Raw genomic sequence first — 25,223 nt, 5'->3', positions numbered from 1 at the left:
CGGGGCTTCTCGGGATGTGGCGCAGCTTGGTAGCGCACTTGACTGGGGGTCAAGGGGTCGCAGGTTCAAATCCTGTCATCCCGACAGGCGTTTCACGCAGGTCGGAGGCCATCACCGCGAGAGCGGTGGTGGCTTTCTTCGCGTTTGGGAGCTTAAGTCTGGCGTGGATCCGGCTGGACACGATTGCATAACAGTGCGCGGTGAGCCAATGCGTGCGGCGGTAGAAAGACGGGGTGCTCAGCGCGCTGATCCTCCCGGCACCTGTCGCCTCGCACCACGACGTGACCTCCTCAAGCGCTGGGGACCAGACGACAATGCAGGGGGCCTGGACCGACATCGAAGCGGGAGCGGCACGGGTGGCCGAGCTGCCTGACGGGCTCGACCCGGCGACGGTGCGGCGCGAGCTCATTGCCGCTCACGTCGAGCGTTGATCTTCCCGGCGCCGGACGTCGCGCGCTGGCAGCCACACTCCGACGAACCGCGGCCGAGGGTCGCGTAGCTGGATCCAGATGTGGCGAGAGGTCCACCCGATCGCCAGGGCGTCGAGGATCTCCTGCCCGTCGTGCTCCCAGACCACCCGGGCCCGGGCCGGGATCGGCGGCTGAGCGTCACGCTGCGCGGGACGCGGCGGGACCGGGGCGGCGTTGAGGATCTTGTGCATCTCGTAGCCGGCGGAGTACGCGGCGGAGCTGGTCACTGCCGAGGCGCGGGAAAGCGGCAGGTCACGTCGAGGGTGACGGGTCGGTCGGTCCGGGCTCGCGCAGCTCGGTACGCACGTCCTGGCGCGCGAGCCACGTCATCCGCGTTTGAGGCCTGCGGGCGCTGGGGTTCCAGCGCACCAGCACCCGACCGCGGGCGGTGCGTACGACTACGCCGGGGACCACCTGCACGGACGACGACCACTCGAGGCGGGCCAGCACCGGGACCTCGTGAGAGCCCGGCCAGCGTTGGAGGGTGTCGGCGAGGGAGACAACCTCGAACAGTTGTGGACGAAGCGCGTCGGAGATGACCTGCTCGAGCTGTGCTGCATTCCGTTCTTCGCCTACGACCTGGCGCTCGGCAACGTTGTCCGTGCTGAGGCTTCTTCGGGCTACGTCATCGATGGGGCACATCGGAAGCTCCACGAGCTGCTGGGTCGGCTGGAGTACCTGTGTGAGTGGTACGCCCCTGGGTACGTGGCCGTGAGTCTGAACGCAGGGGTGGCGCACGGCCAGTTCTTTGACGGACTGGGGGCGCTCGGAGATGCCGTGGAGCTCGAGCGTGTCCTGGTGTGACGCGACGTGGCGATACTCGCAGGCGAGACGTTGTGCCAGTCGTTCCTGCCACCCCCGCCGCGCCAACCGTGCGTGTCACGAATGAGAGCGGCGAGAGCTGGGACGACCCGTCGGAGGACCTGCTATTCATGCTCCTCGAGGATATTGAGGCAGGCGAAGGGACCTTCCTGATCCTCGAGAGGATGTCGGACGCTAGCGGGGACACTTCCGTTCAGGCGCAGAAGCCGGCTGGGGGTCACTCTCTCGTGGAGCGCAGGGAGGGGGGCGCCTGAGCAGCACTGGGCCACCGTGGTCGCAGACATGCGTGCGACTCACCGGCTCGTCACTGGTTAGGCCTTCGGCTTCGACGGCTGGAGTGCTCATGTCAGTTGGGAGAGGGTCGCACTAGACCCCCCGAGCTCGAAGCCGAGGTCCGCGACATCGTGCGTCCTACGTTTTCACTGGTGTCCCCCGTGCGAGCTACCCGGGTTGTCACCGCGCCGGGTGACGCGCTCAGCCCCCGTTCCTCCGTACGTTTACGGGCATGACCGAGCTTCAGATGCATACGAGCACAGCCGTCGAATTGCGCGACGTAGTCCATATATTCGGCAGCAAGCAGGCGCAAGTTCGTGCGCTCGACGGGGTCGACATCAGGTTTGCCCGCGGCAGCTGGACCGCCGTCATGGGGCCCTCCGGCTCCGGGAAGTCCACCTTGCTCCACTGCGCCGCCGGCCTCGAGCGGCCTACCAGCGGGCGGGTGATGCTGGGCGACCACGACCTGGCTGGCGCCTCCGAGCGTGAACTCACCCAGTTGCGACGCCAGGACGTCGGCTTCGTCTTCCAGAGCTTCAATCTCCTCGGATCCCTGACCGCCGAGCAGAACGTCGCCCTGCCACTGCGGCTGGCCGGTCAGAAAGTGTCGATGACCAACGTGCGGCAGATCCTCACAGATGTCGGACTCGGCGATCGCTTCCGGCATCGGCCGCGCGAGCTCTCCGGAGGGCAACAGCAACGGGTCGCCATAGCCCGCGCCATGGTCACCCGACCTGCAGTGCTGTTCGCTGACGAGCCGACCGGCGCCCTGGACTCCCGTTCCGCGCGCACGGTGCTGGCGCTGCTGCGCTCGATGGTCCGCTCCGCGCGGCAGACCATCGTCATGGTCACCCACGACCCGGTCGTCGCCGCCAGCGCTGACTCCGTCGTCTTCCTCAACGACGGGCGCATCGTCGACCGACTCATCCAGCCCTCGGTTCGCGAGGTCACCGACCGACTCGCCGCCCTGGAGGCCTGATGCTCACGCTCTCCGTCGCCACCTTCCGAGAACGCTGGCAGCTGTTCACCGGAGCGATCATCACCGTCATGCTCGGCGTCGCGATCGTGCAGTCATCGCTGCTCATCATCTCCTCGGCCGGCCGATACGGCGAAGCGGTCGCGGTGCTCGGCCTGGCGCTGGGGGTGTCGGTGTTTCTGGCGATCTTCGTGGTGAGCGCGACCTTCGCCTTCACCATCGCTCAGCGCCGCCGTGACCTCGCTCTACTGCGCCTCATCGGCGCGAGCCGTCGCCAGGTGCGGCGGCTGCTGCTTGCCGAGGCGCTGCTGCTCGGCATCGTCGGCACCATCCTCGGCGTCCCCGCCGGGCAGATCGCGCTGGGCATGCAGACAGCGCTTCTCACCGACTTGGGATTCCTACCGCACTCCTTCCACGCGGCATGGCATGGCTGGGTGCTCTGGGTCTCCATCGGCATCGGCATCGGCGTCTCTGAGGCAGGCGTCCTCGCTGCCTCGAGACAGGCTGCTTCCGTTCGCCCGCTGGAAGCGCTGGGAGAGACCGGCGCCGCTGGGAGAATGATGACCGGTGGCCGTTGGCGGATCGGTGTCATGCTGACTGTCCTCGCCGTCATCCTCATGACGACAGCGACCGCTGTGGATCATCCCGACGCAGCGATCCCGTTGTCGATCAACGCCACCGTCGCACTCGGCCTCGGCCTGACCGCGCTCAGCCCCGTCCTCGTGCCCCTGCTCAGCCGGCTCGGCGGCAGCCTCGCCGGCAACTCCTCGGTCAGCCGGCTCGCCCGGGGGAATCTGCGCGACGGCGTACGTCGCAGCACCTCGATCGCCGCGCCCCTCCTGATCCTGGTCGCCCTGCTGATCGGGCTGGCCGGGACCTTCTACAGTCTCTCCGCCGGCGCACGCGACCAGCTCGCGGCCGACCTGCACGGTGACCTGATGGCCGCCGGGCCCGTCGCCCCTGGCTCTTCCGGGGTCGCAGCCGCCTCAACTGAATACGCCCTGAGCATTCGGGCCACGACCACCACCAACTACGCCGGCGACCCCGGCACCGACACCAACGAGGTCGAGGCGTTGGCCGTCGACCCGGCCGCCTACCAGCAGGCCCACCGGGTGCCGCTGCTGGCCGGCTCGTACGGCGACCTCCACGGGCATACCGTCGCCGCTGCGGGTGGAACTCTCGGCGCGAGCGTGCAGATCCGCGTTGGAGGCCAGGATCTCTCGACGCGCGTGGTGGCCGTACTTCCGCCCAACCTCAACGGCGGCCCGGAGTACCTGCTGCCACACGACATCGTCCCGGTCGCCGCACTCGGCCCAGCGCGGGCCATCGTCCGCCTCAAGCCCGGAACGGACCCCACAGCCGTAGCCAGCACCCTGCCGCAGCCGGTGCTACCTCTCGAAGACTGGATCGCGCAGGACGACGGTGCGCAGGACACCCTGAACGCCGGCGTGATGAAGGTCGTCCTGGGCATGGCCGCCATCTACGCGGCGATCGGTGTGATCAACGCGATCGTCATCGCCGCCGGCGAGCGACGCCGCGAGTTCGCCATCGCCCGACTCAGCGGCTACAGCCGCGGCCAGGTGGTCGCCGGCGCCCTGCTCGAGTCGACCATCGTCACCGGCGCCGGCCTGCTCTTGGGCTCACTGGCGGCGGTGGCCACCCTGATAGGCATCAGCGGGGTCGCCGGCACGCTGGTCATCCCCTGGGGCATCGTCTGGCGAACCGTCCCCGCAGCCTTCCTCGTCGTCGGCGCGACCAGCGTGTGGACGACCCTGGCGGCCACCCGGTCCGCACCGATCGCGCTCGTCGGGGCACGCGAGTAACCCATAGCTGCTGCACTCGCTGTCATCGCCAGGGCCGAGCCGGCGGAACCGACCCCGACCCCGATTCCGACGGCCGGTTCCGTCTCGTCGTCACCAATCGCAACATTGTTTAGGAGGATGCGACAGTGTGACCGGACCGACGGGGTGAGCCGCCGCAGTAGCGAGGGCGTCTCGCACATCGCGGTAGGGGTGCGTTAGGGGTACGGATCAGGCCGCGGACAAGACGATCGACCCCAGCAGGACGGAGCGGGTCTACCTCTCCGCTGACGCGCTTCTCGCCGATACCGGCTCGAGGCCCACCGTGACGGCCGTGCGTGCCGATGCTGGGTGCTCCAATGCCGATGTGCACCGAGTCGGTACCAGTCCGGGCGCACCATCAGTGGCAGGTCCAGGTCACCGCGAGGGACGCCTGCGGGGAGAGGGGCGATGGCCGGTCGTCCCTCGGCACGGCAGGCACGTGACGCCTCGCCCGCGCTCCCAGTGCGCTCGGGTGCCGGCCGTCCCTTGCCAGGACCTGCGGGTCCTTCGTTCTGAGACATCCTTCCACGGCGCGGTGACAGCTCGGCTCGCTCGAGAAGTCCCGTGCGTGGTCTTGCCGACATCGCCCGGCCGCGCGTAACGTACAACTTTATGGTTGTAGATCGATGGACGGATGCGGAGATCGACCGCATCTTCCAGGCCCTGGCCGACTCCACGCGTCGCGACATCGTGGGGCGCGTGGTCGAGGAGGGGTGCTCGGTCTCGGTCCTGGCGAGCGCGTACGACATGAGCTTCGCCGCGGTCCAGAAGCACGTCGCGGTCCTCGAGAGGGCCTCGCTCGTGACGAAGGTGCGCCGCGGCCGGGAGCAGGTCGTCCACGGGAACCTCGACACCATCCGCGGCGCGGCCAGGCTCCTCGACGAGTACGAGGCCCTCTGGCGGTCGCGGGCACGGCGCATCGATGACCTTCTATCCGAGAACTGATCAGGAGACGCACATGCCTGTCGTGAGCAGCACCAAGGACTCCGAGGCCCTCACCATGACCTTCGTCAGCGAGCACGCTGCACCCCCGGAGCGGGTCTGGCAGCTGTGGGCCGACCCGCGCCTGCTCGAGCGCTGGTGGGGCCCGCCGGAGTGGCCCGCCACCTTCCCCCAGCACGACCTCGAGGTGGGCGGCATGTCGCGCTACTACATGACCGGCCCGGAGGGCGAGCAGATGTGGGGCGCCTGGACCATCACGGCCATCGACGAGCCCCGATACCTCGCGTTCGACGACGGATTCGCCGACGAGCACGGGACCGTGTCGCCCGAGATGGGCGTCACCCGAGCGGTCGTGTCGATCGACCCGACGGACGACGGCGCCCGGATGACCATCGAGTCGACGTTCGAGAGCGTCGAGCAGCTCGAGCAGATGGTCGCCATGGGCATGCAGGAGGGCATGACCCAGGCCCTGGAGCAGATCGACGAGCTCCTCGTGTGACGCGCAGCGGGGCGGGCCGGAGGATTCCCGACCCGCCCCGCTGCCCGTGCGTCAGGCCGGCGCCATGGCCTCCTGCGTCGTCGCGCCCTCGTCCCTGGCGGCCCGCGGGGCGACCCCCGGTCGGCCCATTCCCCGGTAGGTCCATCCGGCGTCGGCCCACCGCTGCGGGTCGAGGGCGTTGCGGCCGTCGATCACCACCTTGGCGCGGACGAGCTCGCCCACCCGCTCCGGGTCGAGGTCGCGGTACTCCGCCCACTCCGTGACGAGCACGATCGCGTCGGCCCCGAAGAGGGCGTCCACCGTGTTGGTCGCGAAGCCCAGCTGAGGGTGCTGGCGGATCGAGTTGAGGATGGCGTGCGGGTCGGTCGCCACCACGTCAGCCCCCAGACCCTTGAGCCGCACCGCGACGTCGAGCGCGGGGGAGTCGCGGATGTCGTCGGACTCCGGCTTGAACGACAGGCCGAGGATCGCCACCTTCCTGCCCACCACGTCACCGCCGAGCTCGTCCACGACCATGTCCACCACGTGCTGCCGGCGGCGGAGGTTGATGGCGTCGACCTCGCGCAGGAACGCGAGCGACTCACCCTTGCCGAGCTCCTCCGCGCGCGCAGCGAACGCCCGGATGTCCTTGGGCAGGCACCCGCCCCCGAACCCGATCCCCGCGTTGAGGAACCGGCGCCCGATCCGCGTGTCGTGGCCGATCGCGTCCGCCAGGGCGGTGACGTCCGCGCCCGTGGCGTCCGCGATCTCCGCCATCGCGTTGATGAAGGAGATCTTCGTCGCGAGGAACGCGTTCGCCGAGACCTTGACGAGCTCGGCGGTGGGGTAGTCGGTGACGACCAGCGGGGTGCCGCCCTCGAGCGCGGACACGTACACCTCGTCCAGCAGGCGACGCGCATGGTCCTGCGCGGGGACGCCGTCCACCGTCGTGGCGCCCGCCGGCGGGAGACCGTAGACGATGCGGTCCGGGGTGAGCGTGTCCTCCACCGCGAAGCCTTCGCGGAGGAACTCGGGGTTCCAGGCGACGAGCGCGCCCGTGCCGGAAGCGGCGACCTTCTCGGCGAGCAAGGCGGCCGTCCCCACGGGGACGGTCGACTTCCCGGCGACGAGGTCCCCCGGCCGCAGGTGGGGCAGCAGCGCGTCGACGGCGGCGTGGACGTACGTCATGTCCGCGGCGTTCTCGCCCTTGCGCTGGGGAGTGCCGACGGTCACGAAGTGCACCTGGGCGCCCGCCGCGGCGGCCGGGTCGTCGCTGAACGTCAGCCGCCCGGACTCGCGGGCGGAGCTGAGGATCGTGTCCAGGTTCGGTTCGAAGATCGGGGAGACGCCCGCGGCGAGCGCACGGACCTTGTCGTGGTCGACGTCGATGCCGACGACCTCGTGGCCCAGGTGGGCCATGCAGGCGGCGTGGACGGCTCCGAGGTAGCCGCAGCCGATGACGGAGATTCTCATGGGTACTCCTGTGTGTGGGGTGCGGGTCAGGACGCAGGCACGAGGGAGGCTGCCTCGAGCTCGTGCGCGAGGGCCGGGGCGAGGGAACGTGCCGCGGTGGCCGTCAGGTGCGAGTCGTCGCGGTACAGCAGCAGGCCGTTGCGCACGGCCACGCACTGCGAGCCGTCGCAGAAGTACGGCAGGAGGTCCACGACGGTGACGCCCGGCTGGCGGCCCGTGATGCTCTCCTGGATCACCGGTTCGGGGACACCGTCGTGCGGGAACGAGCAGCGGGTCCAGTCGTCGAAGGCCGCCGAGATGCACGTGGGCATGTCCTCGACGGGCTTCGGCGTGTCACGCAGGTACGCGATCGGCGCGTCCGCCTCGCGCAGCTGGTCGAGCGACGTCTCCCACGCCTCGAGCACCTCCTCCTGGTCGGGCAGGTAGGTGTGCAGGGAGGAGACGACCACGAGCTCCGGCCGGAGCCGGACGATCGACTCGATGGACGCCGCGCGCCACCGCACGCACTCGGGGTTCGAGAACCGCGAGTCGTCGTCACGAGGCTCGATGGCGTGGACCGGGCACCCGGCCTTGGCGTAGACGAACACCTCCCAGCCGTTGTCCTCGGCGAGCTTGTCGAACGCCGGCACCCACTGGTGGGCGTGGCTGTCACCGAAGAGGACGACGGGCGTCCCGCCCGCGGTCCCGAGCGTGCAGGACAGGACGGGACCGACCTCCTTGTCGAGGAGGCACCCGGACGGTTCGGGTTCGTCCGTCGGTGCGTCGAGCGGGTTGGGGGACACGGGGCCCGACGTGTCCTTCGTGTCAGGCCCGAAGACCTGCTCGAAGTTCGAGGCGTCGACCGGTGCGGACGCCTCCGTCGACGAGAGCCGGTCCACGGCCGACGAGCCCGTCGCCAGCGCCACGCTGGTGGTGACGGTCACGCCGAGCATCCCCAGCGCGGTGGCGGGCGCGGCGCGCCGGGCGAGCTGCTTCCACCGGCCCACCGGGATCTCGAGGAGGTGGAGCGTCGCGACGGCGAGGACGAGAGCAGCGAGCATGAGGACGCTGCGGTCCTGCCAACCGAGCTGGCCCGTGTGGCCCTCGACGAGGACGAGGACGGGCCAGTGCCACAGGTACCACGCGAACGACGCGCGCCCGACGTACCGCACGGGTCGCACCGACAGGACCGCCCCGACGGACCCGCGCGCGTTGGCCACGAGGATGCCGCCGGCGATGATCGCCGCCGTCCCGAGGGTCGGCAGGAGCGCAGCGGTCCCCGGGAACGGCACGGACTCGTCGAGCACGACGACGGACCCGACCACCGCACCCACCCCGGCCCACCCTAGGAGGAACCCGATGCGCCGCGAGGAGTCCCTGCGGGCCTCGCGGGACAACCAGTGGGCTGCGGCCGCCACGAGGCCACCGATGCCGAACTCCCAGGCGCGCGTCAGCGTGGACATGTACGCCAGGGTGGGGTCGCTCGACGTCGTGGTCAGCGAGAACAGGAACGACGCCGCGGTCGTGAGGCCCACACCGAGGAGGATGATGCGAGAGCTCATGAGCGGCGCGCGCCGGGCCACGCTGAACAGGACGAGCACGAGCAGGGGCCACACGAGGTAGAACTGCTCCTCCACCGCGAGCGACCAGTAGTGCAGCACCGGGCTCTCCGAGACCGACGCACCGAAGTAGTCGGTGCCGATGCCGATGAAGTGCCAGTTCGCGAGGAAGACCCCGGAGGCGAGCACCGCCCGGCTCGTGTTGTAGACCCCGAGCAGGGGCTCGACCGCGAAGGACACCAGCGCGACGACGACGAGCACCAGCGCTGCGGGCGGGATGATGCGTCGGGCACGGCGCGCGTAGAACTGCGCGAAGTTGATCCGACCGGTGCCCTGGGCCTCGCGGAGCAGGAGGCCGGTGATGAGGAAGCCGGAGATCACGAAGAACACGTCGACGCCCACGAACCCGCCCGAGAAGCCCGGGACGGACGCGTGGAACGCGACGACCGCAAGGACGGCCAGCGCTCGCAGTCCCTCGACGTCGGTCCGGAAGTGCTCGCGTCCCGCGGGGGGGACGGAGGTGGAGCGTTGTGCCAGGGCGGTGCCCCCGGGCGGGGCCGCTGTCGTCCCGCTCACAGCCAGGGCACCATCGTGTCGAACCATCCGGCGGCCACGGCGCCCACGAGCGCGATGACGGCGGTGTAGCTCACGACCTCGACGGCCGTCGCACGGCCGCCTTCCTGCGTCTTGTCGTCTCGGTGCGTCATGGGGTCACCAGGGCTTCCGTGGTCGAGGTGCGGGGGAGGGCGGCGTCGGCCGGGCCGGTCCGGAGGGCCGGGGCCGGCGTGGGGCGTGCGGCGGTCCTGGCGGGTGCGACGACCCTGACGAAGTCCAGGAGCAGCGGCACCGCGAGGTAGGTGTAGCCGAGGAGGAAGAGACCCATCATCCAGAAGTCGGCCCACCCGAAGACGTGGACGTCGTAGACGAGAGCGGCCCACGAGATCGCGAGGGTGAGGCTGATGGTCACGATGCCGACGGTGGCGATGGTGGACGCGAGGTTGCTCTTCTTGCCGACCGCTCCGGTGGCCACCCACCCGGCGGTGCGCCCGGTGAGCTTGTGCGTGATGGCGAGGGCGTGGGCGAAGCTGTAGGCCATCTGTACGCGGAGCACCTCGAACCGCCAGTGGGAGCGCATGACGGCCGGGAGCAGCACGAAGTAGACCCAGACGCCGGCGAGGAAGGGGATGTAGTGGTCGGCTCGGACCTGGTCGGCGAAGAACACCGCCATGAGCATCCCGGGTACGTGGAGCACGAACACGTTGATCGCCGTGCTGATGTAGTACATGAAGCCGGACCAGAAGGCGATGCGCTGCCGCAGGGTCAGGGGACGGCGGTTGGCCTGGCCGCTGGCAAGGAGGGTCATCGAGCCGTTGCACCAGCGGTACTGCTGGTTGAGGAATCCCTGGAGGTCGTCGGGGCACAGGCCGCGGGACACGAGGACGGGGACGTACCGGACGCTGTACCCGGCGCGGGTGAGCTTGATGCCGGTGTGCACGTCCTCGCTGTGCTCGATCTCGGCGAAGCCCCCGACTGAGCGGAGGGCCTCGCGCCGGTAGACGGCGCAGGTGCCGACGCAGATGGGTGCCCCACCGCGGTCCCGGGAGGGTTGCACCCAGCGGTAGAAGAGCTCCTGGGTGGCGCCGGCAGTGCGCTCGAGCCAGTTCATGGACATGGACGTCCCGAAGAACTGGGGGGTCTGGACGATGCCCACCCCGGCGTCCTCCATGTAGGGGATCGTGTGGTCGAGGAAGTCGGCGCGGGGGCAGAAGTCGGCATCGAGGATGACGATGAAGTCGCCGTCGGACTCGCGGAATCCGGCCCGGAGGTTACCCGCCTTCTTGAGGTGGCCACGGTCGGGGCGCACGCGATAGTTGAATCCGAACTCATGTGCCATCTCACGGACCTGCGGAAGGTCGGCGTCGTCGAGCACCCAGACGTTCAGCTCCCCACGCCATCGCATTTTATCGACGAACGTGTAGGTGTTCCTCAGGACGGCGAGATCCTCACCGCAGGAGGGGAGGAAGACGTCGACCGAGGGGACGTCGTGGTCGGGGGTCCGTCGGTGCCAGGTCTCCACCCGGTGCAGGTGGGAGGCCTTGCTGTCCCGCCTCCTGTTGAGCCCGGAGATCATGGACAGCACGAGGGCGAACACGCTGACACCGAGCAGGGCGAGCAGCGGGTAGAGCCACGGGCTGGTCAGCGAGAAGCGCGTGAGACTGGTTGCGGCGAGCGCGAATGCGACGACGGAGAGCAGCTGGACCCACCGTCTCTGGGGCCCGAGGTACCAGAAGAGCTCCTCGTCGTCCGGCGGTTCGACCACCGGCTGGTGCTCGTCCGCCGGGGGGCGGAGGGTGGTCTGCACGGTCGCCGCGTTGGCTTCGAGTTGTGCGGTGGACCCCGGCGTCGGGGCCTCGTCGTGCGGTCTGGACAGCGTCCCGACCGACAGCTGAGGTACGGGCATACGTGTTCTCCTCCGAAAGGCGCGGAACGGCGCGGTGGCCGTCCACAAATGCGGACGGGACGCTCCGTCGAGCCCCGAGGAAACATACTTCACCGTTTTCTCCGGTGCCATCCAGGCAAGCACGATCCGGCGAACTAAGCGTTTCGCCGAGGTATTTTCTCGGTAAACAGAGGGTTTCCTGCGTCTCACCGGCGGTGGGGGTGTTAGCGTCGAGGAGAACACGTCGAGGGGGTGGTCGGTCGATGGCATGGAACGACGTGTGCGGGCAGTGGTCCCGCGTGCGGTGGGGGAGGATCGGCTCGGGGACGACGCTCGCTGTCGTCCTGGTGTGCGTGGCGTTGTGGATGGTCGGCAGGACGGCGCCGTCGCCCGCTGCTGTCGAGCTCCCGCTCGACGTCAGCCCGACGTCGGCCGCGGCGCGGGCGGTCGACGAGGACCGATCCCTCACGGAGGCCGAGCGTGACGTGCTGCGGAGGATCAGCACGCGGCCCACGGCCGTGTGGATCCCCGGCCCCACCCGCCTGGCGGCCGAGGCCGTCGACAGGGCGGTGGAGGGGGCGGCCGACCGTGAGGCGATGGCGACTCTCGTGGCGTACAACATCCCCGGCAGGGACTGCGGGAGCCACTCCGCGTCGGACGAGACGGTCGAGGTCGACGACTACCGGGCCTGGGTGGGCGAGTTCGTCGACGGGCTCGGTGAGCACCGGGCGATCGTCGTGCTCGAGCCCGACGCCCTGGCGCAGCTCGACTGCCTCGAGCCGGAGGACCGCCAGACGAGGTTGTCGCTGCTGCGGTACGCGGTGACCGCGATCTCCGACCAGGGGTCGTTCGTGTACGTCGACGCGGGGCACTCCGGCTGGCACGACGCGGAGGAGATGGCGGACCGGCTGAGGAGGGCAGGCGTGGACGAGGCGGCGGGCTTCAGCCTCAACGTCTCGAACTTCCGGAGCACCGAGGACCAGGTGGAGTACGGCACGCGCATCTCCGAGGCGCTCGACGTGTCGACCCACTTCGTGATCGACACGAGCCGCAACGGCATCCCCTCCGACAGCGGGGAGTGGTGCAACCCCTGGGGTCGCGGCCTCGGTGTGCCACCGACCCTGGACACCGGGATCGAGCTCGTGGACGGGTACCTGTGGATCAAGCACCCGGGCAGGTCCGACGGCCCGTGCAACGGGGGCCCGGAGGCGGGCACGTGGTGGACCGACTACGCGCTCCACCTCGCCCGTAACGCGACGCCGTCCTGATCCCGCAGCACGGACGCCGGCAGCGTGGACGGCTCCGCGTGCCACGTCCGGCTGGCGCGTCGGCGGGGCGCATGGTTGCGTCGGAGCATGACCCACGCCAACGACCCCGACGTCGTCCGCCGGCTGCTCACCACCCCCGCGCGGTGGGCGGTCGTCGGACTCTCCGCCAACGAGAGCCGCACCGCCTACGGCGTGGCCCGGTACGTCCAGGACCTCGGCATGGAGATCGTGCCCGTCCACCCGCGTGCCGAGACGGTCCACGGCGCGCGGGGGTACCCGACGCTCGCCGACGTCCCGGGGCCGGTCGACGTCGTCGACGTGTTCGTCCGCTCCGAGCTCGCCGGGGACGTCGTCGACCAGGCCGTCGCCGCGGGTGCCCGGGCGGTGTGGCTGCAGCTCGGCGTCGTCGACGAGGCTGCGGCGGCACGTGCCGCCGCGGCCGGGCTCGACGTCGTCATGGACACGTGCCCGGCCATGGAGGCGCCGCGGATGGGCCTGTGATGACGGGTGCGGCGCTGCCCACCCCGCTCATGGTCGTCGTCAGCGTCGTCGGGGCCCTCCTGGTGCTCGGTGCGCTGCGAGACGTGTTCCTCACCCTGTGGCACCCGAGCGGCCAGGGACGCCTCAGCGGGTACGTGAGCACCGTCCTGTGGCGGGCGGCACGCAGGATCGGTCCCCGGGCCCAGAACCACGCCGGGCCTGCCGTCCTCGTCGCCGTCATCGTCGTCTGGGGGAGCCTCGTGGTCGTCGGGTGCGCCCTCGTGTACTGGCCGTGGGTGCCCGAGGCGTTCGTCTACGGCAGCGGGGTGCCGGAAGGCCGCTGGGCCGGGGCGCTCGACGCCCTCTACGTGTCCGCCGTGGTCCTCGGGACGCTCGGGTTCGGGGACATCGTGCCCGCGTCGGGCGTGCTGCGCCTCGTCGCCGCGGGCGAGGCGCTCGTCGGCTTCGGTCTGCTCACCGCCGGCATGTCCTGGGTGCAGCAGATCACGCCCGCGCTCCAGCGCCGCCGCAGCCTCGCGGGCGAGCTCGACGCGCTCGCCCGCTCCGCCCGGGCGGCAGGGAGCGGCGCCGAGCACGACGAGGACGGGGACGAGGACGAGGACGACGCCCACGGTCTGCCTCCCCTGCACGTCATCGACGACCTCGTGCGCAGCGTCGTCGCGGTGCGCGTCGACCTGTGGCAGCACGCCCAGACGTACTACTTCCGCGACAGCGACCCGAGCGTGGCGCTCGACCTGGCCCTGCCGATCGCCTCGCGCGTCGCACACCGGGCCTGCACCGTCCCCAGCCACCGCGACGCGGGCCGCAGGCTCGGCGTCGCGCTCGACCTCCTGGCGGAGCTCCTGGCCGAGCAGCACGTCCCCGGTGAGGGCGACCGGGACGCGGTGTTCCGGAGATACGCGGCCGACCAGGCCCGCTGACCAGCCGGCTGACCGGGCTGCGACCGGCACCGTGCGCGGGTCGGTGGCAGGGTGGACCGAGTGAGCTTCCTGCAACGCCTGCGCGAGCGCTTCTGGTTCCTGCCCGCCGTCCTGTGCGCGCTGGCGGCCGTCCTCGCCCAGGCGCTCGTCGCGCTCGACCGGTCGCTCGACGACCGGATCACCCCCGGCTGGGCGTCGACCCTCCTGTACAGGGTGGGGGAGAGCGGCAGCCGCGACATCCTCGGTGCCATCGCGTCCTCGAGCCTCGCGGTGGCCGGGACGACGTTCTCCATCACCATGGCCGTCCTGGCACTCACCTCGTCGACGTACGGCCCACGCCTCGTCCGGAACTTCATGGCCGACCGCGGCAACCAGGCCGTCCTCGGCGTGTACGTCGCCACGTTCCTCTACAGCCTCCTCGTGCTGCGTGCGGTCCGCGTGGTGGGGGATCCCGGCAACCAGGACGCCGAGGTGTTCGTCCCCCACCTCGCCGTGAACGTCGCGGTGCTCCTCGCCGTCGCCAACGTCGCCGTCCTCGTGTACTTCATCCACCACATCTCCGACTCCATCCAGGTGTCGACCCTCACGCACCGCGTGCGGGCGGAGCTGGTGGACACGGTCGACCGCCTCTACCCCGAGGGCCTGGGCCGACCCGCCGGGAGCGCGGACGAGGGCACGCACGACGACGCCGGTGTGCAGGACCGCGATCTCGAGGACGCGCTCGCCCACGGCGACGCCGTGCGGTCCGCGGTCCCCGGGTACGTCCAGTCCGTCCAGGAGGACGACCTCCTGGAGATCGCCGAGGAGCACGACGTGCTCCTCGTGCTGCGGGTGCGCCCCGGCGACCACGTGCTCGACGGCACACCGCTCGTGCTCGTCCACCCGCCCGGGCGGTCCGGGAAGGACCTCCGGGACGCCGTCCGCGCGGCCGTCCGGGTCTCCGACGCGCGCAGCCCCTACCAGGACGTGTCCTTCGCGGTGCAGCAGCTCACGGAGATGGCCGTGCGCGCCGTCTCGCCCGGCACCAACGACCCCTACACCGCTGCCAACGCCCTCGACGACCTCGGCGCAGGCCTCACCCACCTCGTGAGCCGCGAGCTCCCCTCCCCGGACCGGGCAGGCCCCTCGGGGGCCCGCCGGGTCCACGCCCCCCGGGTCGACCCCGTCGACATCGTCACCGAGGTGCTCGACCCGTTGCGCTGGTACGCCGCGGGGGACCCGGGCGTCATGCACGCCACCCTCACGCTCGTCGAGAGGGTGGGCGCCGCCGCCCTGTCACGAGCCGTCCGGGCACGGCTCCTCACCCACGTGGGTCTCCTCGAGGAGGCCTTCCGCGGGGCCGGGCACGTGGAGCACGACGTCGCGCGCTTCGGTGAGCGTGCCGCCGCCGTGCGCCGGGCCCTCGCGCAGGCCTGAACGGGCGACGTCGCCCGCGCACCACGACCCGGAGGACAATGCACGGGTGCACCCCGACCCGATCGCCCGGCTCCTCGCCTCACCCCCCGGCCTCCCGGTCACGCAGAGCCTGCCCGCCCTCGTCGCCGCGGTCCGCACGCACCGGGTCGCCGTCCTCCAGGCGCCCCCCGGCACCGGGAAGACCACCCTGGTGCCGCCCGCGCTCGCGGACGCGCTCGGGGGCCGCGTGGTCGTCACGCAGCCGCGGCGCGTCGCCGCCCGGGCTGCGGCACGCCGGCTCGCGCACCTCCTCGGCGAGCCCCTCGGGGTCACCGTCGGCCACAGCGTCCGCGGGGAGTCCACCACGACACCCACCACCCGCGTGGAGATCGTCACGACCGGTGTGCTCCTGCGCCGTCTGCAGCGCGACCCCGAGCTGGCCGGGGTGAGCGCCGTCGTCCTCGACGAGGTCCACGAGCGCCACCTCGACGCCGACCTCACGCTCGCGCTCCTCGTCGACGTCCGCGCCACCCTGCGGCCCGACCTCGTGCTCGTCGCGATGTCCGCCACCGTCGAGGCGCACCGCACCGCCGAGCTCCTCGGGGCCGGCCCGCCCGGACAGCCCGCCCCGGTCGTCGAGGCCCACGGCTCGCTCCACCCCGTCGACGTCCGCTGGTGCCCCCCTCCCACGGCTGTGCGCCGCGCCGACGAGCGCGGCCCCACCCGCGCCTTCCTCGACCACGTCGCCGCCACCGCCCGCCGAGCCCTCGACGACCACCCCGGCGACGTCCTCGTGTTCGTCCCGGGTGCCGCCGAGGTCGCTGCCGTGACCCGTGCGCTCACCGGGGTCCGTCCAGCAGCCGGGCCCGTGGACGTCCGCCCCCTCCACGGCAGGCTGACCGCCCACGAACAGGACCTCGCGCTCGAGACCGGGCCCCGCCGACGCGTCGTCGTCTCCACGGCCGTCGCCGAGTCCTCCCTCACCGTCCCCGGCGTCCGCGTCGTCGTCGATGCCGGGCTGTCCCGCGAGCCGCGCACCGACCACCGCCGGGGCCTCGCCGGCCTCGTCACGGTGAGCACCAGCCGCGCCTCCGCCGCCCAGCGCGCCGGACGCGCCGGACGCGAGGGGCCCGGCGTTGTCCTGCGCTGCTGGTCGGAGCCCGACCACGCCCGCCTGCCCGAGCACCCCGCCCCCGAGATCGCCACCGCGGACCTCACCGCGTTCGCCCTCGAGCTCGCCTGCTGGGGCAGCCCCGACGGCACAGGCCTCGCCCTCCTCGACCCGCCGCCCGCCGCCGCCCTCGCCGTCGCCCGGGCCACGCTGCGCCGCCTCGGCGCCGTCGACGACGACGGGGCCGTGACCGGGCGCGGCCGCCGCATCGCCCGCGCCGGGACCGACCCGCGTCTCGCCAGGGCGCTCCTCGACGCGGCCCCGCTCGTCGGTGCCCGTCGCGCCGCCGAGGTCGTCGCCCTCCTGTCCGAGGACGTCCGCGCGCCCGGCGCCGACCTCGTCGCGGCGCTGCGCTCCTACCGACGCGACCGGCCCGCCTCCTGGGTCGCCCAGGTGCGCCGCGCCGAACGGACGGCCACCGAGGGCACCCGAGGGACCCGCGGCGCGTCACGCCTCACCGACGACCTCGCCGTCGGGCTCGTCGTCGCCCTCGCCCACCCCGAGCGCGTCGCACGACGCCGGCCCACCGGGTCCGCCTACCTCATGGTGTCCGGCACCGGGGCCGTGCTGCCGCCCGGCTCACCCCTCGCCGGGTACGGGTGGCTCGCGGTCGCCGACGCCGACCGCGGCGCAGGACGCCGGGACGCCACCGTCCGCTCCGCCGCCCCCCTCGACGAGGACCTCGCCGTCGAGGCGGCCCTCGCCGACCTCCACGAGGAGGACGACGTCCGCTGGGCGGACGGACGGGTGGTCGCCCGCCGCACCACCAGGCTCGGGGCCGTCGAGCTCGCCTCGGCCACCATCGACCCGCCGCCCGACCTCGTCGCCGCAGCCGTCCACGACCACCTCGCCACCGACGGCCTCGACGCCCTCCCGTGGACCGACGCCGCCCGCGAGCTGCGCGCCCGCATGGCCTTCTGCCACCGCGTGCTCGGACACCCCTGGCCCGACGTCTCCGACGACGCGCTCCTCGACGGCCTGCGGACCTGGCTCGACGTCGACCGCATCCGCACCGCCTCCCAGCTGCGCCGCACCGACGTCCTCGCAGCCCTGCGCCGCCTCCTGCCATGGCCCGACGCCGCCCGGCTCGACGACCTCGCCCCCGAACGCGTCCCGCTCCCCGGGGGCGGCACCGCCCGCCTGCGCTACGACGACGACCAACCCGTCCTCGCCGTCCGCGTCCAGGAGGCCTTCGGGTGGCGCACCACACCCCGCGTCGCCGACGGCCGCGTCCCCGTCCTCCTCCACCTGCTCTCACCCGCACGACGCCCGGCAGCCGTCACCTCGGACCTCGAGTCCTTCTGGCGCACCGGCTACCCCCAGGTCCGCTCAGACCTCAGGGGGCGCTACCCCAAGCACGCGTGGCCCGTCGACCCCTCCACCTGACCAGCGCGCGTCCAACCACGCCTCGAGCTCGACCGCCGGCACCGGACGCGACATGTGGTACCCCTGCCCCTGGTCGCACCCCAGCCGCGCCAGCGCGTCGAACACCTCCCGCGTCTCGATGCCCTCCGCCACCATCCGCAGCCCCAGGCTGTGCGCCAGCCCGATCGTCGACGCCACGATGGCCGCGGCCCGCGGCTCGTCGACCATCGGTGCCACGAACGACCGGTCGAGCTTGAGCTCGTCCAGCGGCAGGTCACGCAGGTAGCCCAACGAGCTGAAGCCCGTGCCGTAGTCGTCCAGGGCGACCTGGACCCCCGTCGCCCGCAGCCGCGCCAGGATTGACCGGGCGCGCTCGCGGTCCCGCATGAGGAACTCCTCCGTGATCTCCAGCTGGAGGACCTGCGGCGGCAGGCCGCGCTCGCGGAGGATCGCGTCGACACGGTCGGGGAGGTCCACGTCGACGAGACCGCTCGCCGAGAGGTTCACGGCGACCTCGAGGTCCCGACCTGCGGCGCGCCACCGCGACGCCTGGTCGAGGGCGCTGCGCAGGACGATGTCCGTGAGGGACCGCATGAGACCGAGCTCCTCGACGAGCCCGAGGAACTCCACCGGTGGCAGCAGGCCCCGGTCCGGGTGCTGCCACCGGACCAGCGCCTCCACGCCGCGCACCCGTCCGTCCACGAGGTCCACCTTGGGCTGGTAGTGGAGGACCAGCTGATCGGTGGTGAGGGCCGTGCGGATCTCCTCGGTGACCCGCAGGCGTTCCGCGCCGTCCACGTCGTCGACGGCGTCGTACACGTGGACGCCGGTGCCGGTGGACTTCGCCCGGTACATGGCGATGTCGGCCTTGCGCAGAAGCGTCGAGAGGTCGCGCCCGTCGTCGGGGAAGAGGGCGACCCCGATGCTCACCGAGGAGTGGATCGCGGTGTCCTCCACGAGGAAGGTCCCGGCGACCGCCTCGTGGACGGCGTCGGCGAGCCCGAGGGCCTCCGCCACGCCCGCGTCGTCGAGGAGCATCGCGAACTCGTCGCCGCCGAGGCGCGCGAGGAGGTCCGAGGGACCCACGTGACGGCGCAGCCTCGCGCCCACCTGGACGAGCATGAGGTCACCGACGTGGTGCCCCAGGCTGTCGTTGACCTCCTTGAACCGGTCGAGGTCGAGCAGCAGGAGGGCCCGGCGACGGCCGTCGGTGAGCTCGGCGCGCGCGTCCGCGGAGAGCGAGCGGCGGTTGGGCAGGCCCGTGAGCGGGTCCGTCGCCGCCTCCTGCCGACGCAGGTCGGCCATCGCCGCGAGACGCACGAACGCCACCTGGGTGCGGGCGCCCGCGAGGAGCAGCGCCACCGTCGACAGGGCGACGGCGAGCCCCGACAGGTCGGTCCGGGTGCCGGCGACGAGCACCCCGAGCGCGGCGACCGTGGCGACGGCGGGGGACAGGAGCGTCAACGCCCCGGTGCGGCGCGCCTCGGGCGGGTGCTCGTCCTCCACGTCCATCGTCCGCACGGCCCACAGGGCCATGAGCGCGAGACCGACCGGCCACCACGCGTCGACGACGGTCCCCATCGTGTACGTGTCCTGGGCGACCTGGAGCGCGAAGAGCACGTCGGAGGCCGCGAAGAACAGCAGGCCCACGGCCAGCAGCAACCACGACCGCGCCGCGCGCAGCCCCGCGAGGGCCCCGATGCCGGCGATCGCCGAGACGAGCACGAGGTCGGACATCGGGTAGGCGACGGCCACCGACACCGCGAGCGGACCGGCCTCCGTGCGCGCCGAGGCGAGGACCGGGTCGAGGACGACCGCAAGGACCGCCGCCGCCCCGAAGGACCCCACGGTGGCGTCGAGCCACACGAGCGCCGTGACCCGCGGCAGGGCGCGCTTCGCGGCGACCACCATGGCGGCGAGCATGAGGGGGTAGAACAGGAGGTACACGAGGTCGACGGGCGACGGGAAGGGCGGCTCCGCCCCGAGGAGCGTCGCCACCACGTACCAGGTGTCGCCGACGGCGTTCGCGGTGATCGCCGCCGCGGCGAGGACCGTCTCGGCGCGGCGGAACCGGGTCGCCGTGACGGCCGTCCAGCACACGATCGCGGGCAGCCACTGGGTGAGCAGGCTCAGGGTCCCCTCGACGAGAGGACCCGTGGCGGACAGGTCGCCCACCGCGAGGAAGGCGACGTACACCACGAGGAGCGCGCACATGAGCACGACGAGACCCCTGCGGGCCGTCGCGCGGGCGCTGAGCTGCATGCCTGACCTCCGGACGGTGCCGGGCGGACGCGCCCGACACCCCGCCCATCGGCAACGCAGAGCCGTTCGTGAGGGTGCTACTCCTCGCGCGCGGCCTGCCGCGCGAGGCGCTGCGCCTCGAGCACGTGGCGCCGGATCCTCGTCGCGGTGCGGTCGTCCGGCTCGTAGACGACCACGAGGTCCGTGCGGTCCGACTGGGGGAGGACACGCAGCACCGTCGCGGCGAGGCCCACGGACTGCCCGTCGAGCAGCACGTCGACGGTGAGGACGTCGTCCTCCGCGACGTCGGCGACCGAGGCAGGGTCGAACGCGCCACGCAGCCCACCCTCGCTGAGGTCCACGGCGACGCCCTCGACGGGCCCCAGGGCAGGTTCCTCGCGGCTCACGGTGAGGACCTCACCGCCGGCCCCCCGCACGTACCGCCGGTCCTGGGCGATCCGCACCGAGCTGTCGAGCTCGAGGACCCACTGCCGGCCACCGTCGTCGTGCGTGCCGACGAACGCGGCGTCCACGAAGTGGCGCCCGCGGTGGCTGTGCCACCGGAGCATCACCGGCGTCCCGACGTCCGGGAGGTCGCCGACGAGGACGTCGTGCGGCGTGAAGACGCTCAGGAGGTCGCCCTCCACCGCGTCGACCCACGTCGTGTACGAGCGCTCGTCCGAGACCGACACCTCGACCTGCTCGCCGACGGACGGGAGCAGGGCACCGTTCACCGCGTCCTCCGGACGCGAGTCCACATTCCCATGCCCAGTACATCGGCGGTCCCGTCGCGGAGTTGAGCATCGTCCCCGTCACACCTGCGCCGGAGGCCTCCGGTCGGTGATCCGGGGCGGTCCGGCCTAGCCTGGGGGGCATGGTCGAGCCTCAACCACCCTCAACCGCCCCTGGCGGAACAGTCAACCGTGCCGTCTTCTGGCCCGCGGCGGTGATCATCGTCGCCTTCGCGGCCGCCGCGATGATCGCCCCCGACGCGTCAGGCCGGGTCTTCGACACGATCCAGAGCAGCATCGTCACGAACTTCAACTGGTACTACGTCCTCATCTCGGCGCTCTTCGTGGCGTTCTGCCTGTGGGTCGGGTTCAGCAGGTACGGCGACATCCGCCTCGGCAAGGACGACGACGAGCCCGAGTTCTCGCTCGGCGCATGGTTCTCGTTGCTCTTCGCCGCCGGGATGGGCATCGGTCTCGTCTTCTACGGTGTGAGCGAACCGCTGAGCCACTTCGCCGACCCCCGCCCCGGCGTCTCCGGCTCCGCCGGGCAGCTGGCCCAGCAGGCGATGTCCCAGACGTTCCTCCACTGGGGCGTGCACGCCTGGGCGATCTACGTCGTCATCGGCCTCGCGCTCGCCTACGCCATCCACCGTCGTGGACGGCCCATCTCCATCCGGTGGACCCTCGAGCCGCTCCTCGGGTCACGGGTGCGCGGGCGCTGGGGCGACGTCATCGACGTCGTGGCGCTCGTGGGCACCGTCTTCGGTGTGGCCACATCCCTGGGGCTGGGCGTCGTGCAGATCGGCGCCGGGCTCGAGAGCGCCGGCTTCGTCGAGGCCTCGGACCTCACGAGCATCGTCCTCATCGTCATCATCACGGGAGCGGTCATCTTCTCCGTCGTCTCCGGCGTGACCAAGGGCATGAAGTGGCTGTCGAGCTTCAACCTGGCGCTCGCGGGCGTCCTCGTGGTGTTCATCCTCATCGTCGGACCGACGCAGTTCCTGCTGCGCGACCTGGTCCAGGGGATCGGCAACTACCTGCAGAACTTCATCAGCCTCTCGTTCACCGTGAGCGCGTTCGCCGGTGCCGAGGGCGAGGCGTGGCAGGCCGCCTGGACCACGTTCTACTGGGGCTGGTGGATCTCGTGGGCGCCGTTCGTGGGGATCTTCATCGCCCGGGTGTCCAAGGGGCGCACGGTGCGGCAGTTCGTCACCGGCGTGATCCTCGTCCCCACGGCCATCACGTTCCTGTGGTTCAGCGTCCTCGGGGGAGCGGCCCTGTACTCGGAGCTCGCGGGGCCGGGTGGTCTGGTGGGGTCCGACGGGTCGGTCGACGTGGAGAGCGCCCTCTTCCAGATGCTGGCCCAGCTCCCGGCCGGCTCGGTCCTGACCATCGGTGTGGTGCTGCTCATCGCCGTGTTCTTCGTCACCTCGGCGGACTCCGGGTCCCTCGTCATGGCGATGATCGCGACCGGGGGATCGGTGGAGCCCAGGCGGTGGATCCGGGTGTTCTTCGCCTGCGCGTCCTCGGTGCTCGCGATCGCGCTGCTCCTGTCGGGCGGACTGTCCGCCCTGCAGACCGCGGCGATCATCATCGCCCTGCCGTTCAGCGTGATCATGCTCGGCATCTGCTGGTCCACGTCCATCGCGTTCGCCCGGGAGCACCGCGCGTACGAGCGGGCCTCCCGCGCGGCGTTCCGTGCGCACATCGGGGAGTACTACGGCCTCGAGGTCGAGGAGCCCGCGCAGCGCGGTGCGGGGGTGGGCCTCGTGGGCCGCATCCGGCGCCGCCACCCCTCGACCCGTCAGCCCTCGGGTCGCCCGCCGGAGGGCCCCGTGGAAGGCTGACGAGGTCAGCGTGCACGACCGCTCCACGACCATTGGGAGAGAAATACTGTGCCAAGCATCACCGATGCCCGAATCCTCGTCGTCACCACCAACGCCGGCGTGGAACGCGACGAGCTGATCGTCCCGCTCACCCGCCTGCGCGAGGCGGGAGCGACCGTCACGCACGCGGCCCAGGAGGCCGCACCGGTCCGCACCCTCGTGATGGACGACGAGCCCGGCCCGGAGGTGGACCCCGACACGACGATCGCCGAGGTCTCCGCGGGCGACTTCGACCTGCTGGTCCTTCCCGGCGGCACGATCAACGCCGACACCCTGCGGCTCGACGACGACGCGCTCGACCTCGTGCGTGACGTCTCGGCGGCCGGGAACCCCGTCGCCGCGATCTGCCACGCGCCGTGGACGCTCGTCGAGGCCAACCTCGTCCGCGGGAAGTCGCTCACGTCGTTCCCGAGCCTGCGGACCGACGTGACCAACGCCGGTGGCACGTGGGTGGACGAGGAGGTCGTCCGCGACGACTCGGGCAAGTGGACGCTCATCACGTCACGTACACCGGACGACCTCGACGCGTTCGTCACGGCGATCGTCTCCGAGCTGGGCGGCTGATACCACCCGCGCTCACCGCGCCGTCCTCGGGCTCCGCTCCTAGCATGAGGAGCGGAGCAACGAGGAGGCCCCGATGACGACGGACGTCCAGACGGTCCTCGAGGCCGGGAGCACGGTCGCCGACCGGTACGTCGTCGAGGCGCTCCTCGGCCGCGGGGGGACGGCAGCGGTGTACCGGGCCCGGGACCAGGTGCTCGGCCGTGCCGTGGCGCTCAAGGTGTTCGCGCCCGGGACCACGGCGCCGCACGGCGCGCGCGAGCGCGCCGAGGTGGATCTCCTCGCCTCGTTCCACCACCCGTCCCTCGTCACCCTCTTCGACGTCTGCACGGACGCGGACCACGGCGGCGAGCGACCCGTGCTCGTCATGGAGCTCGTGGAGGGCCCGCACCTGGGGGAGCGGATCGCCCAGGGCCCCCTGGCTCGCGTCGACGTCGCGCGGATGGCCGGCGACCTCGCCGAGGCGTTGCACGCCGTCCACGAGGCCGGGGTGGTGCACCGGGACATCAAGCCCGGCAACGTCCTCCTGGGCCCGTCGCTCCTGCCGACGCACGAGTTCCGTGCGCGGCTCGCGGACTTCGGGATCGCATACCTCGTGGACTCCACACGGCTCACGGCCGAGGGGATCCTCGTGGGGACCCCCGCCTACCTCAGCCCCGAGCAGGCGCGAGGCGAGGAACCCAGCCCCGCCGGGGACGTGTACTCGCTCGGGCTCGTCCTCCTCGAGTCCCTCACCCGGGAGCGCGCGTTCGACGGCCCGCTCCTCGAGGCGCTCGCCGCACGGCTGTCCAGCGACCCGCACGTTCCGGGTCACGTGGGCTACGGGTGGAAGTCGCTGCTCGCCGCCATGACCGCACGCGACCCCGCCGACCGGCCCACGCCGCTCGACGTGGTCGTCCGGGCGCGCGCGCTCGAGGCCGAGGACGAGGCGGGAGCGACCGGGGCCGTGGCCGCCGGTGAAGCGTCGGCCACCGGCCCGGTGCCGGTGGTCGCGACCTCGTCGGCTCTGCCCACGGGTGCTGTCGAGCGCTCCACCCAGGACTTGCCCGCGGACCCGCCCCCGGCAGCCGCGACCGTGCCCGGGCCCCGTGGCGACCACCAGCACCGGTCCCGCGCACGGTCGTGGGTGGCGTTGCTCGTGGCCGTCCCCGTGCTCGCCGTCGGGGCCGTCCTGTGGCAGGGGCGCACGACGGACGCACCCTCCACCCCGGAGCTCCCCGCCGTCGAGGCACCTCTGGACGACCACCTCTCGGACCTCATGACGAGCGTGACACCATGATCGTCTCCACCCCCCGAGCCCGCGGCGGTGCCCTGGCCACGGTCCTCCTGGGGGCGCTCCTCCTCGGCGGCTGCACACAGGGCTCTGCGTCGGACCTCGACGCAGCGACCGCGGCGCAGCTGCAGGAGGCCGTGGTCCTCGTCGCTCACGCCGCCGCGGACGGCGAGCACGAGCAGGCGTTGGCCGAGCTCGACGCCCTCCAGCGCGAGCTGGATCTCGCCACCGCGGGCGGCCGCGTGAGCGGTGCGCGCCCCGCTCGCATCCAGACGGCGCTCGACGACGTCCGCGCCGAGCTCGAGACCCGTGCCGGCGCCGACGCCGACCCTCCGGGGCCCGCGGTGGAGGATGCGGTGCCGACCGAGACGACGGTCCCCGAACCCCCGGCGCCCGCCCCGACCGTCGCGCCTGCGGAGGAGCCCGCGGGCGCACCCGTGCCAGCTCCTGCACCCGTACCGGAGTCACCCGCGCCGGGTGACGGCGGCAGCAACGGGAACGGCAACGGGCCGGGCAGCAACAACGGCAACGGGAACGGTCCCGACAGCAACAACGGGAAGGGCAACGGGTCCGACAAGAGCTCCGGGAACAACGGCAAGGGCAAGGGCTGACTTCCCCCCTGGGACGTCCTCCTCACGGCGGTCCTCCCGGGATGCAG

22 protein-coding genes and 1 tRNA gene are annotated in these 25,223 nt (G+C 72.0%); 16 read left to right on the top strand and 7 right to left on the bottom strand.

Annotation, left to right across the window (positions count from 1 at the left end; genetic code table 11):
• Positions 1–10: 10 nt before the first annotated feature.
• A tRNA-Pro gene (locus tag JAV76_RS07635) sits at positions 11–84 on the top strand.
• A gap of 149 nt (positions 85–233) precedes the next feature.
• Positions 234–431 carry a hypothetical protein gene (locus tag JAV76_RS07630; protein ID WP_198733446.1) on the top strand — a complete coding sequence of 66 codons (198 nt, stop codon included), beginning with the start codon at positions 234–236 and terminating at the stop codon, positions 429–431.
• On the opposite strand, the gene JAV76_RS07625 is transcribed toward JAV76_RS07630, so the two are convergent.
• Positions 416–697 carry a hypothetical protein gene (locus JAV76_RS07625; protein WP_198733445.1) on the bottom strand — a complete coding sequence of 94 codons (282 nt, stop codon included), beginning with the start codon at positions 695–697 and terminating at the stop codon, positions 416–418. The two genes, JAV76_RS07630 and JAV76_RS07625, sit on opposite strands and share 16 nt — an antisense overlap.
• Before the next feature lie 232 nt (positions 698–929).
• On the opposite strand from JAV76_RS07625, the gene JAV76_RS07620 reads away from it, so the two are divergent.
• From JAV76_RS07620 to JAV76_RS07600, 5 genes are all read left to right on the top strand, one after another.
• A complete protein-coding gene (locus JAV76_RS07620; RefSeq protein ID WP_198733444.1) occupies positions 930–1,274 on the top strand; it encodes a DUF4265 domain-containing protein in 345 nt (114 codons plus the stop codon).
• Positions 1,275–1,797: 523 nt separating this feature from the next.
• A complete protein-coding gene (locus tag JAV76_RS07615; RefSeq protein ID WP_198733443.1) occupies positions 1,798–2,544 on the top strand; it encodes an ABC transporter ATP-binding protein in 747 nt (248 codons plus the stop codon).
• Positions 2,544–4,364 (top strand): FtsX-like permease family protein, encoded by a 1,821-nt coding sequence (locus tag JAV76_RS07610; RefSeq protein WP_198733442.1) that lies wholly within the window; start codon positions 2,544–2,546, stop codon positions 4,362–4,364. The genes JAV76_RS07615 and JAV76_RS07610 overlap by 1 nt, the downstream gene beginning before the upstream one ends.
• Positions 4,365–4,994: 630 nt before the next feature.
• The gene (locus JAV76_RS07605; protein ID WP_198733441.1) at positions 4,995–5,327 is read left to right on the top strand and encodes an ArsR/SmtB family transcription factor; all 333 of its coding nucleotides are present in this window, start codon (positions 4,995–4,997) and stop codon (positions 5,325–5,327) included.
• A gap of 13 nt (positions 5,328–5,340) precedes the next feature.
• A complete protein-coding gene (locus JAV76_RS07600) occupies positions 5,341–5,823 on the top strand; it encodes an SRPBCC family protein (protein ID WP_198733440.1) in 483 nt (160 codons plus the stop codon).
• 51 nt (positions 5,824–5,874) lie between these two features.
• Here JAV76_RS07600 and JAV76_RS07595 read toward each other — a convergent pair whose 3' ends face one another.
• The 4 genes from JAV76_RS07595 to JAV76_RS07585 are packed head-to-tail and all read right to left on the bottom strand — an operon-like array spanning position 5,875 to position 11,274.
• Positions 5,875–7,275 carry a UDP-glucose dehydrogenase family protein gene (locus JAV76_RS07595; RefSeq protein ID WP_198733439.1) on the bottom strand — a complete coding sequence of 467 codons (1,401 nt, stop codon included), beginning with the start codon at positions 7,273–7,275 and terminating at the stop codon, positions 5,875–5,877.
• A gap of 26 nt (positions 7,276–7,301) precedes the next feature.
• Positions 7,302–9,389 carry an acyltransferase family protein gene (locus tag JAV76_RS07590; RefSeq protein WP_198733438.1) on the bottom strand — a complete coding sequence of 696 codons (2,088 nt, stop codon included), beginning with the start codon at positions 9,387–9,389 and terminating at the stop codon, positions 7,302–7,304.
• Positions 9,386–9,520 (bottom strand): hypothetical protein, encoded by a 135-nt coding sequence (locus JAV76_RS15120; protein ID WP_268922261.1) that lies wholly within the window; start codon positions 9,518–9,520, stop codon positions 9,386–9,388. The genes JAV76_RS07590 and JAV76_RS15120 overlap by 4 nt, the downstream gene beginning before the upstream one ends.
• Positions 9,517–11,274 (bottom strand): glycosyltransferase family 2 protein, encoded by a 1,758-nt coding sequence (locus tag JAV76_RS07585; protein WP_198733437.1) that lies wholly within the window; start codon positions 11,272–11,274, stop codon positions 9,517–9,519. Before JAV76_RS07585 ends, JAV76_RS15120 begins: the two co-directional genes overlap by 4 nt.
• Positions 11,275–11,516: 242 nt before the next feature.
• Here JAV76_RS07585 and JAV76_RS07580 point away from each other — a divergent pair, with 242 nt between their 5' ends.
• From JAV76_RS07580 to hrpB, 5 genes are all read left to right on the top strand, one after another.
• Positions 11,517–12,521 carry a glycoside hydrolase family 6 protein gene (locus tag JAV76_RS07580; RefSeq protein WP_198733436.1) on the top strand — a complete coding sequence of 335 codons (1,005 nt, stop codon included), beginning with the start codon at positions 11,517–11,519 and terminating at the stop codon, positions 12,519–12,521.
• Between the two features lie 87 nt (positions 12,522–12,608).
• Complete coding sequence (locus JAV76_RS07575; protein WP_198733435.1) at positions 12,609–13,022, top strand: CoA-binding protein; 414 nt, start codon at positions 12,609–12,611, stop codon at positions 13,020–13,022.
• Positions 13,022–13,942 carry a potassium channel family protein gene (locus tag JAV76_RS07570; protein ID WP_198733434.1) on the top strand — a complete coding sequence of 307 codons (921 nt, stop codon included), beginning with the start codon at positions 13,022–13,024 and terminating at the stop codon, positions 13,940–13,942. Before JAV76_RS07575 ends, JAV76_RS07570 begins: the two co-directional genes overlap by 1 nt.
• 60 nt (positions 13,943–14,002) lie before the next feature.
• A complete protein-coding gene (locus JAV76_RS07565; protein ID WP_198733433.1) occupies positions 14,003–15,358 on the top strand; it encodes a DUF2254 domain-containing protein in 1,356 nt (451 codons plus the stop codon).
• A 46-nt stretch (positions 15,359–15,404) separates the two neighbouring features.
• Positions 15,405–17,894: an ATP-dependent helicase HrpB gene (hrpB, locus tag JAV76_RS07560; RefSeq protein ID WP_198733432.1), complete on the top strand. Its 2,490-nt coding sequence runs from the start codon at positions 15,405–15,407 to the stop codon at positions 17,892–17,894.
• On the opposite strand, the gene JAV76_RS07555 is transcribed toward hrpB, so the two are convergent.
• Positions 17,838–20,135 carry a putative bifunctional diguanylate cyclase/phosphodiesterase gene (locus JAV76_RS07555; protein WP_198733431.1) on the bottom strand — a complete coding sequence of 766 codons (2,298 nt, stop codon included), beginning with the start codon at positions 20,133–20,135 and terminating at the stop codon, positions 17,838–17,840. The two genes, hrpB and JAV76_RS07555, sit on opposite strands and share 57 nt — an antisense overlap.
• A gap of 77 nt (positions 20,136–20,212) precedes the next feature.
• Positions 20,213–20,848, bottom strand: coding sequence for a PilZ domain-containing protein (locus JAV76_RS07550; RefSeq protein WP_307844077.1), 636 nt, complete (start codon positions 20,846–20,848; stop codon positions 20,213–20,215).
• A gap of 140 nt (positions 20,849–20,988) precedes the next feature.
• Between JAV76_RS07550 and JAV76_RS07545 the strand changes: the two genes are divergently transcribed.
• The 4 genes from JAV76_RS07545 (at position 20,989) to JAV76_RS07530 (ending at position 25,176) form a co-directional block, all read left to right on the top strand.
• Positions 20,989–22,692, top strand: coding sequence for a BCCT family transporter (locus JAV76_RS07545; protein WP_198733429.1), 1,704 nt, complete (start codon positions 20,989–20,991; stop codon positions 22,690–22,692).
• A 48-nt stretch (positions 22,693–22,740) separates the two neighbouring features.
• Positions 22,741–23,295 (top strand): DJ-1/PfpI/YhbO family deglycase/protease, encoded by a 555-nt coding sequence (locus JAV76_RS07540; RefSeq protein WP_198733428.1) that lies wholly within the window; start codon positions 22,741–22,743, stop codon positions 23,293–23,295.
• 73 nt (positions 23,296–23,368) lie between these two features.
• Entirely contained in the window at positions 23,369–24,571 is a 1,203-nt protein-coding gene (locus tag JAV76_RS07535; RefSeq protein ID WP_198733427.1) for a serine/threonine-protein kinase, read from the top strand.
• A complete protein-coding gene (locus JAV76_RS07530) occupies positions 24,568–25,176 on the top strand; it encodes a hypothetical protein (RefSeq protein WP_198733426.1) in 609 nt (202 codons plus the stop codon). The genes JAV76_RS07535 and JAV76_RS07530 overlap by 4 nt, the downstream gene beginning before the upstream one ends.
• The last annotated feature ends 47 nt before the right edge of the window (positions 25,177–25,223 follow it).

Source organism: Sanguibacter suaedae, from assembly GCF_016342785.1.
GTDB classification, from domain to species: Bacteria; Actinomycetota; Actinomycetes; order Actinomycetales; family Cellulomonadaceae; genus Sanguibacter; species Sanguibacter suaedae.
Note: the sequence above shows the minus strand (reverse complement) of the source record. Positions and strands in the feature narration are given on the sequence as shown.

What these genes read in the sequence shown, in the direction of transcription:
- JAV76_RS07575 (WP_198733435.1), top strand. Translation starts at nt 12,609, where the DNA reads ATGACCCACGCCAACGACCCCGACGTCGTCCGCCGGCTGCTCACCACC.
- JAV76_RS07605 (WP_198733441.1), top strand. Translation starts at nt 4,995, where the DNA reads ATGGTTGTAGATCGATGGACGGATGCGGAGATCGACCGCATCTTCCAG.
- JAV76_RS07615 (WP_198733443.1), top strand. Translation starts at nt 1,798, where the DNA reads ATGACCGAGCTTCAGATGCATACGAGCACAGCCGTCGAATTGCGCGAC.
- JAV76_RS07555 (WP_198733431.1), bottom strand. Translation starts at nt 20,135, where the DNA reads ATGCAGCTCAGCGCCCGCGCGACGGCCCGCAGGGGTCTCGTCGTGCTC.
- JAV76_RS07600 (WP_198733440.1), top strand. Translation starts at nt 5,341, where the DNA reads ATGCCTGTCGTGAGCAGCACCAAGGACTCCGAGGCCCTCACCATGACC.
- JAV76_RS07610 (WP_198733442.1), top strand. Translation starts at nt 2,544, where the DNA reads ATGCTCACGCTCTCCGTCGCCACCTTCCGAGAACGCTGGCAGCTGTTC.
- JAV76_RS15120 (WP_268922261.1), bottom strand. Translation starts at nt 9,520, where the DNA reads ATGACGCACCGAGACGACAAGACGCAGGAAGGCGGCCGTGCGACGGCC.
- JAV76_RS07580 (WP_198733436.1), top strand. Translation starts at nt 11,517, where the DNA reads ATGGCATGGAACGACGTGTGCGGGCAGTGGTCCCGCGTGCGGTGGGGG.
- JAV76_RS07595 (WP_198733439.1), bottom strand. Translation starts at nt 7,275, where the DNA reads ATGAGAATCTCCGTCATCGGCTGCGGCTACCTCGGAGCCGTCCACGCC.
- JAV76_RS07585 (WP_198733437.1), bottom strand. Translation starts at nt 11,274, where the DNA reads ATGCCCGTACCTCAGCTGTCGGTCGGGACGCTGTCCAGACCGCACGAC.
- JAV76_RS07570 (WP_198733434.1), top strand. Translation starts at nt 13,022, where the DNA reads ATGACGGGTGCGGCGCTGCCCACCCCGCTCATGGTCGTCGTCAGCGTC.
- JAV76_RS07545 (WP_198733429.1), top strand. Translation starts at nt 20,989, where the DNA reads ATGGTCGAGCCTCAACCACCCTCAACCGCCCCTGGCGGAACAGTCAAC.
- JAV76_RS07535 (WP_198733427.1), top strand. Translation starts at nt 23,369, where the DNA reads ATGACGACGGACGTCCAGACGGTCCTCGAGGCCGGGAGCACGGTCGCC.
- JAV76_RS07530 (WP_198733426.1), top strand. Translation starts at nt 24,568, where the DNA reads ATGATCGTCTCCACCCCCCGAGCCCGCGGCGGTGCCCTGGCCACGGTC.